Annotated in this window: 16 protein-coding genes; 11 read left to right on the top strand and 5 right to left on the bottom strand. The window is 74.2% G+C overall.

Features of this window, described 5'->3' with window-relative positions; genetic code table 11:
* The 3 genes from E4099_RS15505 to E4099_RS34840 form a co-directional block, all read left to right on the top strand.
* On the top strand, nt 1-513 hold a 513-nt coding region (locus E4099_RS15505), incomplete at its 5' end, for a serine hydrolase (protein WP_135339638.1).
* Between the two features lie 84 nt (nt 514-597).
* Entirely contained in the window at nt 598-891 is a 294-nt protein-coding gene (locus E4099_RS15500; protein WP_245244873.1) for a DUF1876 domain-containing protein, read from the top strand.
* A 79-nt stretch (nt 892-970) separates the two neighbouring features.
* Complete coding sequence (locus E4099_RS34840; protein ID WP_280923504.1) at nt 971-1,102, top strand: hypothetical protein; 132 nt, start codon at nt 971-973, stop codon at nt 1,100-1,102.
* 202 nt (nt 1,103-1,304) lie between these two features.
* Here the strand turns inward: E4099_RS34840 and E4099_RS15495 are convergent, their stop codons facing one another.
* The 3 genes from E4099_RS15495 to E4099_RS15485 form a co-directional block, all read right to left on the bottom strand.
* The gene (locus E4099_RS15495; protein ID WP_135339637.1) at nt 1,305-2,189 is read right to left on the bottom strand and encodes a DMT family transporter; all 885 of its coding nucleotides are present in this window, start codon (nt 2,187-2,189) and stop codon (nt 1,305-1,307) included.
* The gene (locus tag E4099_RS15490; protein ID WP_135339636.1) at nt 2,186-2,716 is read right to left on the bottom strand and encodes a YbaK/EbsC family protein; all 531 of its coding nucleotides are present in this window, start codon (nt 2,714-2,716) and stop codon (nt 2,186-2,188) included. The genes E4099_RS15495 and E4099_RS15490 overlap by 4 nt, the downstream gene beginning before the upstream one ends.
* A gap of 261 nt (nt 2,717-2,977) precedes the next feature.
* Nucleotides 2,978-4,606, bottom strand: coding sequence for a penicillin-binding transpeptidase domain-containing protein (locus E4099_RS15485; protein ID WP_135339635.1), 1,629 nt, complete (start codon nt 4,604-4,606; stop codon nt 2,978-2,980).
* Between the two features lie 324 nt (nt 4,607-4,930).
* On the opposite strand from E4099_RS15485, the gene E4099_RS15480 reads away from it, so the two are divergent.
* Complete coding sequence (locus E4099_RS15480; protein ID WP_135339643.1) at nt 4,931-5,671, top strand: SDR family oxidoreductase; 741 nt, start codon at nt 4,931-4,933, stop codon at nt 5,669-5,671.
* 112 nt (nt 5,672-5,783) lie between these two features.
* On the opposite strand, the gene E4099_RS15475 is transcribed toward E4099_RS15480, so the two are convergent.
* Together E4099_RS15475 and E4099_RS15470 are read right to left on the bottom strand one after the other, a co-directional pair.
* A complete protein-coding gene (locus tag E4099_RS15475; protein WP_135339634.1) occupies nt 5,784-6,233 on the bottom strand; it encodes a 2-thiouracil desulfurase family protein in 450 nt (149 codons plus the stop codon).
* A 68-nt stretch (nt 6,234-6,301) separates the two neighbouring features.
* Entirely contained in the window at nt 6,302-8,071 is a 1,770-nt protein-coding gene (locus E4099_RS15470; RefSeq protein WP_135339633.1) for a dolichyl-phosphate-mannose--protein mannosyltransferase, read from the bottom strand.
* Between the two features lie 93 nt (nt 8,072-8,164).
* Between E4099_RS15470 and rsmI the strand changes: the two genes are divergently transcribed.
* The 7 genes from rsmI to E4099_RS15435 all read left to right on the top strand — a co-directional run bounded on the left by rsmI (nt 8,165) and on the right by E4099_RS15435 (nt 16,289).
* On the top strand, nt 8,165-9,043 hold the full coding sequence (rsmI, locus tag E4099_RS15465; protein ID WP_135339632.1) for a 16S rRNA (cytidine(1402)-2'-O)-methyltransferase: 879 nt from the start codon (nt 8,165-8,167) through the stop codon (nt 9,041-9,043).
* 164 nt (nt 9,044-9,207) lie between these two features.
* Nucleotides 9,208-9,660 carry a hypothetical protein gene (locus E4099_RS15460; protein ID WP_386389732.1) on the top strand — a complete coding sequence of 151 codons (453 nt, stop codon included), beginning with the start codon at nt 9,208-9,210 and terminating at the stop codon, nt 9,658-9,660.
* Between the two features lie 61 nt (nt 9,661-9,721).
* On the top strand, nt 9,722-10,621 hold the full coding sequence (locus tag E4099_RS15455; RefSeq protein ID WP_135339631.1) for a TatD family hydrolase: 900 nt from the start codon (nt 9,722-9,724) through the stop codon (nt 10,619-10,621).
* 168 nt (nt 10,622-10,789) lie between these two features.
* Nucleotides 10,790-11,950, top strand: a complete 1,161-nt coding sequence (locus E4099_RS15450) for a resuscitation-promoting factor (RefSeq protein WP_245244872.1) — start codon at nt 10,790-10,792, stop codon at nt 11,948-11,950.
* 100 nt (nt 11,951-12,050) lie between these two features.
* Nucleotides 12,051-13,079 (top strand): 16S rRNA (adenine(1518)-N(6)/adenine(1519)-N(6))-dimethyltransferase RsmA, encoded by a 1,029-nt coding sequence (gene rsmA / locus E4099_RS15445; protein ID WP_167828392.1) that lies wholly within the window; start codon nt 12,051-12,053, stop codon nt 13,077-13,079.
* Nucleotides 13,080-13,152: 73 nt separating this feature from the next.
* Nucleotides 13,153-14,106: a 4-(cytidine 5'-diphospho)-2-C-methyl-D-erythritol kinase gene (locus E4099_RS15440; protein WP_135339639.1), complete on the top strand. Its 954-nt coding sequence runs from the start codon at nt 13,153-13,155 to the stop codon at nt 14,104-14,106.
* Between the two features lie 368 nt (nt 14,107-14,474).
* Nucleotides 14,475-16,289, top strand: a complete 1,815-nt coding sequence (locus E4099_RS15435) for an ABC-F family ATP-binding cassette domain-containing protein (RefSeq protein ID WP_135339630.1) — start codon at nt 14,475-14,477, stop codon at nt 16,287-16,289.
* Nucleotides 16,290-16,713 lie beyond the last annotated feature (424 nt).

Genomic DNA, 16,713 nt, shown 5'->3' with positions numbered 1-16,713 from the left:
GCCGGACCCCGGGTGCGCCCCAAGCGCTCGGTCGCCGAGGCGTACCAGGACCCGGAATCGCTGACCCGGCGGGCCTTCGGTGCCATCGCCCCCACCCCCGACGAGAACGACCCCGACTACCTGCGCACCGAACTCGCCGCCTCCTCCGGGGTCGCCACCGCGGACGGACTGGCCCGCTTCTACGCGGCGCTGATCGACCAGGTGCCCTTCGGCCGCCGGTTGTTCGCCCCCGCCACCCTCACCCTGGCGCGCACCGAGGAGTCCACCGGCCCGGACCGGGTACTGGTGGTGAACACCCGCTTCGGCCTCGGCTACATGTTGCACAGCCCGTCCTCGCCGATGCTGGGACCGGGCTCTTTCGGCCATCCCGGGCGGGGCGGCTCGCTCGCCTTCGCCGACCCCGAGTCGGGCCTCGGCTTCGGCTACGTCACCAATGGCATGCAGCGCGGTGTCACCGCCGATCCGCGTGCCCAGGCCCTGGTGCGCGCGGTGCGCACGGTGCTCACCGCATAACGGCCGCGCGGCCTCCGGCCGGGGCGCACCCGGCCCCTGCCGCCCTCCGGTCGCGGTGCCCCCGTATCGGCGTGAGCATGGGGAATGGGCGAACGGGAGGCGGTGGTCACCATGGCCGAGAACTGGAATGTGCAGCTGAGCATCTCCGTGATGGACCGGGTCACCCTCTGCCAGGCGCGGCTCACCGGAAAGGGGGACACGGTACTCACCGGTGAGGGCTCGGCGCGGGTCAATCCGGCCGACGAGAACGTCCCCGCCATCGGAAGCGAACTCGCCGCCGCCCGGGCCCTGTCGGACCTCTCGCACCAGCTGCTGCACTCGGCGGTCGAGGACATCGAGCAGCACACCCATGAGCAGGTGCGCGGCCTGAGCGACTGAGCCCGCCCGCGCCGGGGGGCGGGACCTCGGCGTCTGCCAGGAACGGCTCTTCGCCCACGGCCCGGACGTGGAGGTCGCGGTGCCCGTACCCGCCGACTCGCGCCGTTGGCGCACGCCGCGGTTGCGGGACGTCCAACCCCACTGGTTCGCACGGGTGTTCCCCGAGGACGTCTGGCCGTACGAGGCCGAGGAGCCGCGCTCCGCGCCCTGACGCCTGGCCGCAGGAGGACGAGGGGCCCCGCACGACGCCTGGCCGTACGAGGACGAGAGGCCCCCGGGCACTGACGCCTGGCCCTGCGAGGACGAGAGGCCCCCGGGCACTGACGCCTGGCCCTGCGAGGACGAGGGGCCCCCGGGCACTGACGCCTGGCCCTGCGAGGACGAGGGGCCGCGCACGGACGCCCCGCCCGGGCTCAGCCCGCCCGCAGCATCAGCCCGATGCCGACCACCAGCACGCCCGCCGCCAGGATGCGCGGGGCGCCGAAGCGCTCCTTGAAGAACAGCGCCCCGATCGCCGCCCCGACCAGGATCGAGGACTCCCGCAGGGCCGCCACCGGGGCGAGCGGAGCCCGGGTCTGCGCCCAGAGCACCAGCCCGTAGGCGGCCAGCGAGAGGGTGGCGCCGAGCAGTCCGCGGGCCGCGTACGGGCGCAGCAGCCCCGGCAGCCGGCCGCCGTACCGGAGGTAGGCGTACGCCGGGATGAACGGGCCCTGAAGGATCATCAGCCAGGAGATGTAGCCCACCGGGGTGTCGGCGGCGCGTACCCCGACGCCGTCGAGAACGGTGTATCCGGCGATCGTCAGACCGGTGGCGAGGGCGGCCAGCAGCGCCGGCCAGGACGGACCGGACCTGCCGCCTTCGGTGCCGCGCGGGGCCGTTCGGCCGAAGGGCAGCAGGCCCCACAGGGCCAGGCCGACCAGGCCGGCGGAGGCCACCGCGACCCCGGCCGCCTGCCAGCCGTTCAGCGACTCGCCGACGAACAGCACGGCCATCACCGTGACCACCAGCGGGGCCGTGCCCCGGGCGATGGGATACATCTGGCCGAAGTCGCCGAGGGTGAACGAGCGCATCAGCAGCAGCTGGTAGCCGACGTGCAGCGCGGCCGAGGCGACCAGGTACGGCCAGGCGCCGGCGGACGGCATGGGGCTCAGGCAGGCCCCCACCGCCGCCGGCAGCACCGCGCCGCCGGATATCAGGGTGAACGCGAGCAGTTGGTCGCCTATGCCCTTGGCCAGGGCGTTCCAGGTGGCATGGGTGACCGCGGCCAGCAGTACGGCCAGGGCGACGAGCAGGCTCACGAGGTGGCGGACGCGCGGACGTCCACCAGGGTGCCGCCGGCGTGCGCGATCAGGGTCTTCGGGTCGAGCGGGAAGACGGTGTGCGGGGTGCCCGCGGCGGCCCACACCACCTCGTGGGCGAGCAGGCCCCGGTCGGCCAGCACGGTGGTCCGGGTGCGGTGGCCGAAGGGCGGCACTCCGCCGATCGCGTACCCGGTGGTCTCCCGTACCAGGTCGGCGTCGGCCCGGCGCACCTTGTCGGCGCCCAGCTCGCGGCGCACCGCCTCGGTGTCCACCCGGGACGAGCCGTCCACCAGCACCAGCACCGGCCGCCCGTCCACCTCGAAGATCAGCGACTTGGCGATCTGGCCGAGCTCGCAGCCGACCGCGGCGGCGGCCTCGGCGGCGGTCCGGGTGGCCTCGGGGAAGCGCCGTACCTCCACCTTCAGCCCCAGCTCGCGCAGGGCCGCGGCGAACCGCGGGTGCGCGTCGGTGGCACCGTTCTCGGCCGAATCCTGTCCCAGCGAGTGCTCCTCAGATGTCGTCATGGCAGGACGCTATCGGGGGAGGCGGGGCCAGGGCGAGGAAGTACCAGCAGGTGAGAGCCGCGGCACAGATCGTTCCGCTTCCCCGGCCGCCGGCACCGGCCCGCGGCCCCGGCATCGGCCCGGGCGGGCGGCCTCCGTACGAGTCGTCTGGGGCGGCGGCCGAGCGGCTTCCGGCCCGAGGAGCGGCGGCCACGACCTCCCCGGCCCGATCGCCCGGACGGGCGGGCAGCCCGTGACCGCCCGCCCACCGGACTCCCGCTCTCAGCCCGCCTTGAGGACCGAGGCCACGATCGGCCCGGCCGTGTCGCCGCCGTGCCCGCCGGCCGGCACCACCGCGGCCGCGGCCAGGTCGCCGCGGTAGGCGGTGAACCAGCCGTTGGGCTGCTTCTGCCCGTCCACCTCGGCCGATCCGGTCTTGGCGCCCATGTCGCCGCCGACCCCGGCCATCGCCTGCGCCGCCGTGCCCGAGGTCGCGGTCAGCCGCATCAGCGCGCGCAACTGCTTCGCGGTGGACGGCTTGAGCGACCGCGGCGCCTTGGCCAGCGTGCGGTGGTCCAGCGAGGGGGAGACCAGGTAGGGCTGGCGGAAGACCCCGCTGTGCACGGTGGCCGCCACCGAGGCCATGTTCAGCGGGTTCATCCGCACCCCGCCCTGGCCGATCAGCGAGGCCGCCTTGGGCGCGTCGTGCTGCACCGGCACCGCGCCGTCGAAGGTCGACACCCCCGTCTGCCAGTTGAGGCCGATGCCGAAGACGTCCCGCGCCTCCTTGGTGAGGTCGTCGTCGGAGAGCTTGGGAGCCTGGCTGATGAAGGCCGTGTTGCAGGAGCGGGCGAAGCTGTGCTCGAACCGGCCGCCCTTTATCTCGAACTTGTCGTCGTTCTGGAACTTCCAGCCGCCGTACGAGAAGTACTTGGGGCACGGGTGCGGCTTGCCGTACTTGGCCAGACCCTTGTCGATCAGCAGCGCGGAGCTGATCACCTTCATGGTGGAGCCGGGGGCCAGCGAGCCCTGGAGGGCCAGGTTGAAGCCCGCCGCCGGCGAGTTGGCGACCGCCAGGATCTCCCCGGTGCTCGGCTTGACGGCCACCACCCCGGCCTTGGGGCGCTTGTTCACGGCCCGCTCGGCGGCGGTCTGCAGCCGCGCGTCCAGGGTGGTCTTCAGCGTGCCCGGGGTCCCCTTGGAGAGCACCTTCAGGGTCTCGTCCGGCAGCCGCTTGCCGTCCGCGCCCTTGGCCCGGGAGATCCAGGTCTCCACCCCGGGGGTGCCGCCGGCCAGCTTTCCGTACCGCTGGCGCAGCCCGTCCAGTACGCCCTTGAGGGCCGGATGGGCGGCCGCGGTCAGCTCCTGGCCGTTGCGGTCCACGGCCTTGATCGGCGGGGCCTCGGAGGCCCCGGTGCGCAACCGGTCGCCGGCCCGCAGCCGCGGGTGCAGCACCGAGGGCCGCCAGTCGACCACGGCCTTGCCGGTGCCCTTGTCGCGCACCACCGTGAGGGAGGAGGCGTAGGCCAGCGCCGTCTGCTGCTTGGCGTAGGAGATCTGGGCGGCCACCGTGAACGGCACCTTGGCGCCGGTGGGTGCCCCGGCACGCAGTCCGAGCCGCGCGATGCGGGCGTCCTTGCGGAAGGAGCCGAGCGCCGCGGTGGCGGCCCGCACGTCACTGGTGAGGCCGGCCGCCTTGGCGGTGTCGCCGGCCGCCCAGGCGTCGAGGAAGTCCTTGGCGGTGGTCTTGATCTCGGCCGCGCTGGGCGGGCCGGTCTTGACGACCTTGGCGGCGGGGGCCTCGCCCGCACCGCTGTTGTCCTCGGACCCGGAGGATCCTCCGCAGCCCGAGGTCCCGACGAGTACGACGAACACTCCGCCGACGAGCGCGGCTCTGGCCCCACTCCGCATGCGAGAACCCCCACAGTTCCTCTGAGTCCCGCACCGTCCGGTGCGGGACGCGGTCCGCGCACCCTACCGAGAATCCCGGCGCAGGTCAGAACCAGGCGGCCGGAACCGTGCGGTGCCCTGCGGTGTGTGCCGCGGGTCGGCCGGATCCGTGCGGTGCCGCCCCCTGGGGGGGGCGTTGCCGATCCGGCACCCTGGGAGGCGCCGGCCGCGGCCTCACGGACACGGGCGGCTGCCCCGTCCTCCCGGCACGCGCCGTGTCGCACCGGACCGGCCGGACATCGCCGGTATCAGATGGAGGGAGTGGACCGGCGAACGGAGAAGGACATGAAGGTCGTGGTCGTGGGCGGTACGGGGCTCATCGGCTCGCAGGTGGTCGCGATGGTGCGCGAGCGCGGTCACGAGGCGGTGGCCGCCTCGCCCTCCACAGGGGTGGACATCCTCACCGGCGAGGGGCTCGCGGAGGCCCTCAAGGGCGCGGAGGTGGTCGTGGACGTGGTGAACTCCCCGTCCTTCGAGGCCGAGGCGGCGCTGGACTTCTTCACCCGCGCGGCGCGGCAGATGTTCGAGGCCGAGCGCGAGGCGGGGGTCCGCCACCATGTGACGCTCTCCATCGTCGGCGCCGACCAGGTGCCCGGCTACGGCTACTACCGGGCCAAGGTCGCCCAGGAGGAAGCGGCGCGCGGCGGCGGCATCCCGTACAGCATCGTGCGCGCCACCCAGTTCTTCGAGTTCATCGCGCCGGTGATGGACATGGCCACCCAGGGTACGGAGGTGCGTCTGCCGCCCACCCGACTGCGGCCCATCGCCTCCGCCGAGGTCGCCGCCGCCGTCACCGAGGCGGCCCTGGGGGAGCCCTCGCACGGCCTGCGCGACATCGCGGGCCCCGAGGTCCACCGGCTCGACCACCTCGGCGAACTCACCCTGGCGGCGAAGCCGGACGGCCGGACGGTCGTCAGCGACGAGACCGCCGGCCTGTTCGCGAACATGCCGGACGGGGCCCTGATCGGCGACGACACCACCCACCTCGCGCCCACCCGCTACGAGGACTGGCTCAAGCGCCACTGACCGACGCCCCGCGGCCCGGACCGTCCGGAAGGCGAGCGCCAGTCGCTCTCCGAGGACGGGGGACGTCACGCCCCGGGGCAGTGGCGGTCGCCGCCCGAGGACAGGGCCGACGTCACACTCCGGGGGCGGGGCGTACGGGGATGCCGTGCCGTTCCAGCAGGGCCGCCGTCACCCCGTCGCCCGGCACCAGCTCGCCGGCGAAGGACCCGTCGTACACCGCGCCCCGTCCGCAGGAGGGACTGCGCGGCATCAGCAGCGCCTCGGTGCAGCCGCCGTTCCGCGCCGCCGCGAGTGCCCGCCGGGCCCCGTCCACGAACTCCGCCGTCACATCGCGCCCGGTGTCCTCGACCACCCGCGCCGTCCCGTCCAGTACGTCGTGCCCGTCCCCGCCCACCAGCTCCGCCGGCCGCCGCGGTGTGGCGAGCCCGCCCGCGACCTCGGGGCAGAAGGAGACGACCGCACGACCGGCAACCGCCTCCTCGATCTCCGGGGCGGCCTTGTGCCGCCCGTCGAACCGGCAGGGCACCCCGCGCAGACACGCGCTGACCAGGATTGCTTCCATGCCGCCAGGCTAGCCGCGGCGACTTCAGGGGACCCCGACCCCACCCGGCTCGCGGCGTCACCCCCGCGCTAGATCCACGTGTCCAGCCACATCCGCCCCCGCCACTGGTCCACCGTGATCGGTTGGCCGGTGTAGATGGGGAAGAAGTAGATGAAGTTCCAGAGGATGAGCAGCACCAGGGTGCCCGCGCCGACGGCGCCCACCGCGCGCCGGGTCTCCGTGCCGGTCGGGGGGCCGAGCATGGCGCCGGCCAGCATCGCCACCGCCAGGCAGAGGAAGGGGACGAACACCACCGCGTAGAAGGAGAAGATCGTCCGGTCCTGGTAGAGGAACCAGGGCAGATAGCCGGCCGCCACCCCGCACAGGATCGCGCCCGCCCGCCAGTCGCGCCGCAGGGCCCACCGGAACAGCAGGTAGCCCAGCGCGAAGCAGGCCGCCCACCACAGCAGCGGGGTGCCCAGCGCCAGCACCTCGCGGGCGCACTTCTCGGTGGTGTCCGGCGGGCAGCCGGACTCGCCGGGGCGCGGTGACTCGTAGAAGTAGGACACCGGCCGGGACTGGACCAGCCAGCTCCACGGGTTGGACATGTAGATGTGCGGGTCGTCCAGCTTCACATGGAACTTGTAGACCTCGTGCTCGTAGTGCCACAGGCTGCGCAGCGGGTTGAGCAGCCAGGCGAACGGGCCGCTGTCGCCGTAGCCGCCACCGCCGGGCTTGGGGGACTCGGCCCAGTGCCGGAAGTAGCCGCTGTGCCGCCAGCCGGCCTCCTTGGAGTACGTACCGCTGTTGGCGAACCAGCCGGTCCAGGACGCGACGTACACCCCCAGGGCCACCGGCACCGTGGACAGGAAGGCCCAGGGCAGGTCCCGCCGGGCCACCGCCCGGTAGGGGCGCCGGGTGCCGGCCAGCCGGCGGGAGCCGATGTCCCACAGGACGGTCATCAGCCCGAAGGCCGCCAGGACGTAGAGCCCGTTCCACTTGGTGCCGCAGGCCAGGCCCAGGAAGACGCCGGCCGCGATGCGCCAGGGCCGCAGCCCCAGCGCCAGCCGCCCGGCGACCTCCTCGTCCGGCCGCGCCACCCCGTCCGGACCCACCGGCAGCGCCGCGGCCAGCCGGGCGCGGGCCTTGTCCCGGTCCACCAGCAGCGCGCCGAAGGCCGCCAGCACGAAGAACATCAGCACCAGGTCGAGCAGCGCGGCCCGGCTCATCACGAAGTGCAGCCCGTCCACCGCCAGCAGCAGCCCGGCCAGGCAGCCCAGGAAGGTCGAGCGGAACAGCCGCCGCCCGATCCGGCACAGCATCAGCACCGACAGCGTGCCCAGCAGCGCCACCATGAAGCGCCAGCCGAAGGGGTTCAGGCCGAACAGCTGCTCCCCGATCGCGATCACCCACTTGCCGACCGGGGGGTGCACCACGTAAGCGGGCGAGTCGGACAGCGGGATGTGGTTCTGCAGGATCTGCTCGTTGGCCTTGTCCGACCAGTTGGTCTCGTAGCCGAAGTGCAGCAGCGACCAGGCGTCCTTGGCGTAGTACGTCTCGTCGAATATCACCCGGTTCGGGCTGTCCAGCCGCCAGAACCGCAGCAGCCCGGCGAAGAGTGCCACCAGCAGCGGCCCGCCCCAGCCGGTCCAGCGCGCCAGCCGCGCGGACGCCGCGGGGCTCAGCCCGAGCATCGCGAACAGCCGCACATCGGGTTCCGCGTACGGCGGCACCAGCTGCTCGCGGACATCGGTCTGCGGACGCCCGACGTAGCCGAACCGGCGCAGCCGGCCCTGCCAGGACGGCCTGCGGTCGGCCGCACGGCCGTGCTGGGCCCGGGGTGCGGTGTCAGTGGTCACCGCGCCATCGTAGGGAACGGGCCCGCGGGCGTCGCATCGTCGGCGGAACGCACCTCCCCGCCGCGGCCGGGAGCATCCTGCGAGGATGGCCGTGTGACAGGAACGCTGGTACTGGCAGGAACCCCCATCGGAGAGATCGCGGACGCGCCGCCGCGACTGGCCACCGAGCTCGCCGCGGCCGATGTGATCGCCGCCGAGGACACCCGGCGGCTGCGCCGGCTCACCCAGGCGCTTGAGGTGCAGCCGGCCGGCCGGGTGGTGTCGTACTTCGAGGGCAACGAGTCCGCTCGCACCCCCGAGCTGGTCGAGGCGCTGACCGGGGGCGCGCGGGTCCTGCTGGTCACCGACGCGGGCATGCCGTCCGTCTCCGACCCCGGCTACCGGCTGGTCGCCGCCGCCGTGGAGCGGGGGATCGCGGTGACCGCGGTGCCGGGGCCGTCCGCGGTGCTGACCGCGCTGGCCGTCTCCGGGCTGCCGGTGGACCGCTTCTGCTTCGAGGGCTTCCTGCCCCGCAAGGCGGGCGAGCGGCTGGGACGGCTGCGCGAGGTCGCCGAGGAGCGCCGCACCCTGGTCTACTTCGAGGCCCCGCACCGCCTGGACGCCACGCTGGGCGCGATGGCCGAGGTCTTCGGCGGGGAGCGCCGGGCCGCCGTGTGCCGCGAGCTGACCAAGACCTACGAGGAGGTGCGGCGCGGGCCGCTGGCCGAGCTGGCGGCCTGGGCGGCCGAGGGCGTACGGGGCGAGATCACCATCGTGGTGGAGGGCGCCGCCGAGCGGGGTCCCCAGCAGCTGGACGCCGCCGAGCTGGCCCGGCTGGTCGCGGTGCGGGAGGAGGCGGGCGAGCGGCGCAAGGAGGCCATCGCGGCGGTGGCCCAGTCCGTCGGCCTTCCCAAGAGGGAGGTGTTCGATGCCGTGGTCGCGGCAAAGAATGCGGTGCGAACAGACCATGGTACGAGTAAAGGACTATCGTAGAAAGCAAAGCTTAGACCGCGCACCCGGGGCGTTTCGGCATCCACCTGCCAAATCTGGCCCAAGGAGCAGGAAGGGCGGCTGCGGTCCGGCCGGGAAAGGCGTCCACTGAGGTGTGGGGCGACCGGTCCCCGGAACGACTTGTCCAACGGACAAGAGGAGCTGCCATGAGCGAGACCGCGGGCACCTCAAGGGGTGTTCACCCGATATTCCATACTCCGCTACCCATCCCGGCCACGCCGTCTCGTGAGGTGGTCCACGAGGCGTACGCGTTCGCCTGCATGCGGTGCGGGCGCGGCTGGGAGCAGTCCTACGAGATAGAGCACCACGTGGACCCCCAGGGCAGGCCCTTCGTGGTGTACCTCGCCGACGGCGAGCGTGTCCCCTCTCCGCTGACCCGCCCCGGCTGCGCCGTCTGCGGCAGCCAGGTGGTGCGCATCATGCGCTCCGGCCGGGTGGCCGCCGCCGCCCGCACCGAGCAGCCGCCCGCCGGGCCGCTGGTGCCGGCGCAGGACACCACCGCGGTGAGGATGTCCCCCGGCGCCAAGGAGCCCGCCGGCGAGCGGCACTGGCACCTGTCCGACCTGCTGCACCCCTTCCGGCACAACGGTCGCGCCTGAGGTGGCCCCCCAGGGACGGGCCCGGGCGATCGGCCCGGGCCCGTCCCTAGAATCGGGCGCTATGAGCGACAAGCAGACCCCGCCACCGCTCCCGGAGCCGCTCCGGGTGCCGGTGACCGACTCCCACACCCACCTGGACATGCTCCCGCCCGGTCCGGCCGAGGGCAGCAGGGAGGCGGAGGCGGTACGGGAGGCCCTCGACGCCGCGGCCTCGGTCGGGGTGCACCGGGTCGTCCAGGTGGGCTGCGACCTCGCCGGCTCGCGCTGGGCCGCCGAGACCGCCGCCGCCCACGAGCGGGTCTGGGCGGCCGTCGCCCTCCACCCCAACGAGGCGCCGCGCATCGTGCACGGCGACCCCGAGGGCTGGTCCCGGCAGGGAGCCAGGGAAGCGGGCGGCACCGCCGCCCTGGACGCGGCACTGGCCGAGATCGACGCGCTGGCCGCACTGCCGCAGGTACGCGCCGTGGGCGAGACCGGACTGGACTTCTTCCGCACCGGCCCGGACGGTGTCGCCGCCCAGGAACTCTCCTTCCGCCGGCACATCGACATCGCCAAGCGGCACGGCAAGGCCCTGGTCATCCACGACCGCGAGGCCCATGACGACGTGCTGCGGGTGCTCGACGAGGAAGGCGCCCCCGAGCGGGTGATCCTGCACTGCTTCTCCGGCGGCCCCGAGTTCGCCAAGGCCTGCGCCGACCGCGGCTTCTACATGTCCTTCGCCGGCAACGTCACCTTCAAGAACGCCCAGCCGCTGCGCGAGGCCCTAATCATCGCCCCGCCCGAGCTGCTGCTGGTGGAGACCGACGCCCCCTTCCTCACCCCGGCCCCGTACCGCGGCCGCCCCAACGCCTCGTACCTCATCCCGCACACCCTGCGGGCGATGGCCGAACTCAAGGGAACGGACGAAGACACCTTCGCCACCCGAATCGAGACCAACACGGTACGAGCCTTCGGAGGCTGAATCCCCTGTACGGCCGTTGCGCCCCGTAGGGGCGCGGGGAACTGCGCGATCAGCCACAGCGGGCCCGCAGACGACCGCGACCGTAACTCTGTGTGCCCGCACAATTTGAGAGAGTAACCACGTCTCCGCTAGGGTCCGCCCCCCAACCCCCCGCACCGGAGTGTGCTCGTGCCCCCTTCACCGGCCACCCACCGCGGAGCCCACGGCACGCACCGGGCCACCCGCCGCGCTCCCCGGCGGCGAGAGCCGATGCGGCTGCTGCCGCGCACCCTGGTGGTCGCCGCGCTCGCCGGCGGCACCTGCGCCTTCGTCAGCCAGGACCGGGCGGTGACCCTCGAGGTCGACGGCACCGGCCGCACCCTCCACAGCTACGCCGACACCGTGGAGGAACTCCTCACCGAACAGGGAGTGGCGCTCGGCGCCCACGACGAGGTGACCCCGGCGCCGGGCCGCTCACTGGACGGCGTCGAGCGGATCACGGTGCGCCGGGCCCGCCCGCTCACCCTCACCGTGGACGGCGAGCGGCGCCGGACGTGGACCACCGGCCGCACCGTGACCCAGGCGCTGCGGGAACTGGGCGTCCCCACCGCCGGTGCCTGGCTGTCCGTACCGCCGAGCACCCCCGTCCCGCTCACCGGGGCCGAACTCGCGGTGCGCACCCGGCGCACCGTCACCGTGCTGGCCGACGGCCGGGCGTACGAGGTGCGCACCCGTGCGGCGACGGTGCGCGAGGTGGTGGCCGAGGCCGGGGTGGCGCTCAGCGGCCTGGACACCACCTCGGCGCCGGCCGGCAGCTTCCCCCGGGAGGGCCAGGCCATCGCGGTGCTGCGGGTCACCCGCGGTACCGAGCACCGGGACACCCCGCTGCCGTACCGCACCGTGCGGATCGAGGACCCGCTGGCCGCCGCGGGCACGGCGACGGTCGAGCGGCCGGGGGCGCCGGGCCTGCGGCGTACGGTCTACGCGGTACGCACCGTCAACGGCGTACGGCAGCGGCCCCTCGCGATCCGCGGAGAGATCCTGCGCCACCCCGTGGATCGGCTGGTGCGCGTCGGGACCCGCCCGCTGCCCGCCGCGGTGGCCGGGGCGGAGGGCCTGGACTGGGCGGCGATGGCCCGCTGCGAGTCCGGCGGCCGGCCGGACGCGGTGGACGCCACCGGCACCCACGGCGGGCTGTACCAGTTCGACACCGCCACCTGGCGGCGGCTCGGCGGCAGCGGCCGACCGCAGGACGCGCCCGCCGCCGAGCAGACCTTCCGGGCCAAGAAGCTCTACGTCCTGCGGGGGGCGGCGCCCTGGCCGTACTGCGGCCGTAAACTTCAGCGGTGAGCGAGCGAAGTGAGCCAATGATCGACAGGTGTGCGGGAAGCCGGGGCCACCGTCCGGCCGGCGCCGGGAGCCGCCGGGCCGAGTGCGCTGGAGCGGCCGCATGAGCTCCACCAACCCCGAGCCCGTGCCCGGCGCCGACCCGACCGCGGACGCCGACACCCCGACCGGCTCCGACGCCGAAGCTGTCGCCGGGACCGACGCCGCGGGGACCGACGACGCCGCCGCCCCCGACGCCCCCGCCGGGACCGGCACCCCCGCCGGGACCGACGCCCTGCTGGGCCCCGCGGACATCCGGGAGCTGGCCGCCGCCCTGGGCGTACGCCCCACCAAGCAGCGCGGCCAGAACTTCGTCATCGACGCCAACACCGTCCGCCGGATCGTCCGCACCGCGGACGTGCGCCCCGACGACGTGGTGGTGGAGGTCGGCCCGGGACTCGGCTCGCTGACCCTCGCCCTGCTGGAGGCCGCCGACCGGGTGATCGCCGTCGAGATCGACGACCTGCTCGCCGCCGCCCTGCCCAGCACCGTCGCGGCCCGGCTGCCGGAGCGCGCCGACCGCTTCGCCCTGGTCCACTCCGACGCCATGCGCGTCACCGAGCTGCCCGGGCCCGCGCCGACCGCGCTGGTCGCCAACCTCCCGTACAACGTCGCGGTGCCGGTGCTGCTGCACATGCTGGCCACCTTCCCCACCATCGACCGCACCCTGGTGATGGTGCAGTCCGAGGTCGCCGACCGGCTCGCCGCCCCGCCCGGCTCCAAGGTCTACGGGGTGCCGTCGGTGAAGGCCGCCTGGTACGCGGAGGTCAAGCGGGCCGGTGCCATCGGCCGCAACGTCTTCTGGCCGGCGCCCAACGTCGACTCCGGGCTCGTCTCCCTGGTCCGCCGCACCGAACCGCTGGCCACCAGCGCCACCAGGGACGAGGTCTTCGCCGTGGTGGACGCCGCCTTCGCGCAGCGCCGCAAGACCCTGCGGGCCGCGCTCGCCGGCTGGGCGGGATCCGCGGCGGCGGCCGAGACGGCGCTGGTGGCCGCCGGGGTGTCGCCGCAGGCGCGCGGCGAGTCGCTGACCGTGGAGCAGTTCGCCGCGATCGCCGAGGCCCGCCGGCGGATCACCGGCGCCGGCGCGTGACGGCGGCGCCCGGGTGAGCGCGGGAGCCAGGGAGGGTAGGAGCATGGCCGTGGACGAACAGGGGAGCGAGATCATGACCGCACCGGAGCCGGCCGCCGTACGGGCCGGAGGCGAGGGCGTCACCGTCCGGGTGCCCGCCAAGGTGAACGTGCAGCTCGCGGTCGGCCCCCCGCGCCCCGACGGCTTCCACGACCTGGCCAACGTCTTCCTCGCGGTCGGCCTCTACGACGAGATCACCGTCCGGCCCGCCGAATCCCTGCGGATCACCGTGTCCGGCCCCGACGCCGCCCTGGTGCCGCTGGACTCCGGCAACCTCGCCGCCCGCGCCGCCACCCTGCTCGGCAAGCGGTACGAGGTCGCCGACCGGGGCGTGCACATCCACATCGCCAAGGACATCCCGGTGGCGGGCGGCATGGCGGGCGGCAGCGCCGACGGCGCGGGCGCCCTGCTGGCCTGCGACGCGCTGTGGGGCACCGGCGCCTCCCGCGCCGAACTCCTGGAGATCTGCGCGGAACTGGGCAGCGACGTGCCGTTCAGCCTGGTGGGCGGCGCGGCCCTGGGCGTCGGACGGGGCGAGCGGCTCACCCCGCTGGAGGTCGACGGCACCTTCCACTGGGTCTTCGCACTGGCCGACGGCGGACTGTCCACCCCGGCCGTCTACCGCGAGTGCGACCGGCTGCGCGCCGAGGGAGGCCCCGCGGAGGCCGTCCCCGAGCCGCAGGCGGCCCCCGCCGTGCTGGAGGCGCTGCGCACCGGGGACGCCGCCGCGCTGGCCGCCGCGGTGACCAACGACCTCCAGCCGGCGGCGGTATCGCTGCGTCCCTCGCTCGCCGACACCCTGCGCGCCGGCACCGAGGCCGGCGCCCTCGCCGGACTGGTCTCCGGCTCCGGCCCGACCTGCGCCTTCCTCGCCGAGGACGCCTCCGCCGCCGAGAAGGTCGCCCGGGCCCTGCGGGACTCGGGCACCTGCCGAAGCGCCCGAGTGGCCGCGGGACCCGTGCCGGGGGCGACCCTCCTCACCGCCTGACCCGCGCCCCGCCCTGTGGGGCCCGCCGCACCGGCGCCCTGTTCGGGGGCACCCGGTGCGGCGACTCGGCCCGTGCCGGGACCCCGGAAACGGCACTCCGTTGACGGCGCCCTGTACGGCGATTCGACCGGAGCCGGAGGCAAACCCTCCTTGCCGGCCGACCCGCCCACCCGCTCGCACCGGCCCGCCGCACCGGCACTCCGTTCGGGGCACCCTGCACGGCGATTCGGCCGTACAAGGGGGCAAACCCTCCTCACCGGCCGACCCGCGCACCCGCCCGGACGGGCCCCCGCGAACGGCACTCCGTTCGGGGCACGCCGCATGGCGACTACCCTGGGATGTCGACCGATCCGCGTACCAGGAGTGAGATGGCCAGCAACCTCGTCAATCTGGAAGCCGTCGACAAGGTGTACGGCACCCGTGCACTGCTCGACGGTGTTTCCCTCGGCGTCAACGAGGGCGACCGGATCGGCGTCGTCGGGCGGAACGGTGACGGCAAGACCACCCTCATCCGGATCCTCGCCAAGCTGGAGAGCGCCGACACCGGCCGGGTGACCCACGCCGGGGACCTCCGGCTGGGGGTGCTCACCCAGCACGACTCGCTGGACCCGGCCGCCACCATCCGGCACGAGGTCATCGGCGATCTGGCCGACCACGAGTGGGCCGGCAACGCCAAGATCCGGGATGTGCTCACCGGGCTCTTCGGCGGGCTGGACCTGCCCGGCTTCGACCAGGGCCTGGACACGGTGATCGGCCCGCTGTCCGGCGGTGAGCGCCGGCGGATCGCGCTGGCCAAGCTGCTCATCGCGGAACAGGACCTGATCGTCCTGGACGAGCCCACCAACCACCTTGACGTGGAGGGCATCTCCTGGCTGGCCCGCCACCTCCAGGCGCGGCGGTCCGCGCTGGTGGTCGTCACCCACGACCGCTGGTTCCTGGACCAGGTGTGCACTCGCATGTGGGACGTCCAGCGCGGCGCCGTCCACGAGTACGAGGGCGGCTACAGCGACTACGTCTTCGCGCGCGCCGAGCGGGAGCGGATCGCGGCCTCCGAGGAGACCAAGCGGCAGAACCTGATGCGCAAGGAGCTGGCCTGGCTGCGCCGCGGCGCCCCGGCCCGTACCAGCAAGCCGCGCTTCCGGATCGAGGCGGCCAACGAACTGATCGCCGATGTGCCGCCGCCGCGCGACAACGCTGAGCTGATGCGGTTCGCGGGCTCGCGGCTGGGCAAGACGGTCTTCGACCTGGAGGACGTCACCGTCCAGGCCGGCCCCAAGGTGCTGCTCAAGCACCTGACCTGGCAGCTGGGCCCGGGCGACCGGGTGGGCCTGGTCGGGGTGAACGGCGCGGGCAAGACCTCGCTGCTGCGCGCGCTGGCCCAGGCCGCCCGCACCGAGGGCGAGGAGCAGCCCGCCGGCGGCCGGGTGGTGGTCGGCAAGACCGTCCGGCTGGCCTACCTCTCCCAGGAGGTCGCCGAACTGGACCCCGACTGGCGGGTGCTGGAGGCCGTCGAGCGGGTGCGGCAGCGGGTGGACCTGGGCAAGGGGCGCGAGATGACCGCCTCCCAGCTGTGCGAGAAGTTCGGCTTCACCAAGGAGAAGCAGTGGACCCCGGTGGGGGACCTCTCCGGTGGTGAGCGCCGCCGGCTGCAGATCCTGCGGCTGCTGATGGACGAGCCCAACGTGCTGTTCCTGGACGAGCCCACCAACGACCTCGACATCGAGACGCTGACCCAGCTGGAGGACCTGCTCGACGGCTGGCCCGGGTCGCTGGTGGTCATCAGCCACGACCGGTACTTCGTCGAGCGCACCACCGACCGGCTGTTCGCGCTGCTGGGCGACGCCACCCTGCGGATGCTGCCGCGCGGCCTGGACGAGTACCTGGAGCGCCGTCAGAAGGTGCTGGAGGCCAAGGCGGCGCCTGTCGCCGGGCCGGCCGCCGCCGCCGCGGCGGCCGGCAAGCCCAAGTCCACCGCGGACAGCCGAGCCGCCAAGAAGGAGCTCCAGCGCATCGAGCGCCGGCTGGACAAGCTCGGTGAGCAGGAGGCGAAGCTGCACGAGCAGATCGCCGAGAACGCCACCGACTTCGAGAAGGTCGCCGGCCTCGACGCCCAGCTGCGGGAACTGGCGGGGGAGCGGGACGAGCTGGAGATGCGCTGGCTGGAGCTGGCCGAGGACGTGTGACCGAGCTGTGAGGGCGGTGTGCGGGACCGCGACGGGCCCGCAACAACATCGTCACGGCCCGGTCTCAGCTGTCCGCCGGACCGAGACCGCCCGGTTCCGGCCAGATATCGGGTGATACAAAGAACTCCCGCTAGCCAGCCGCTGACTGGCGGGTTGCATGTCCGATTCGCTCCTTCCTGGTGGGATGTGACCCCGGGAAACCCCGGTAGCTCCCGGGGCCATGGGGGAGCCCGGTCGGTACGTGGGCCCGCGTGAGAAGGAATCCGATGTCACAGCCGCCCCAGCCGCCCGAGCCGCCGCAGGGCGGCTTCGGCGCGCCTCAGCCCTCGTACGGATACCCGCCGCAGCCCCCGGGCACGCCGCCTCCGCAGCCGGGTTATGGCTACCCGCAGGCCCCCGGCGCGGCGCCGCACACCCCGCCGCC

It is taken from the genome of Streptomyces palmae, from assembly GCF_004684805.1.
GTDB classification, from domain to species: domain Bacteria; phylum Actinomycetota; class Actinomycetes; order Streptomycetales; family Streptomycetaceae; genus Streptomyces; species Streptomyces palmae.
Note: the sequence above shows the minus strand (reverse complement) of the source record. Positions and strands in the feature narration are given on the sequence as shown.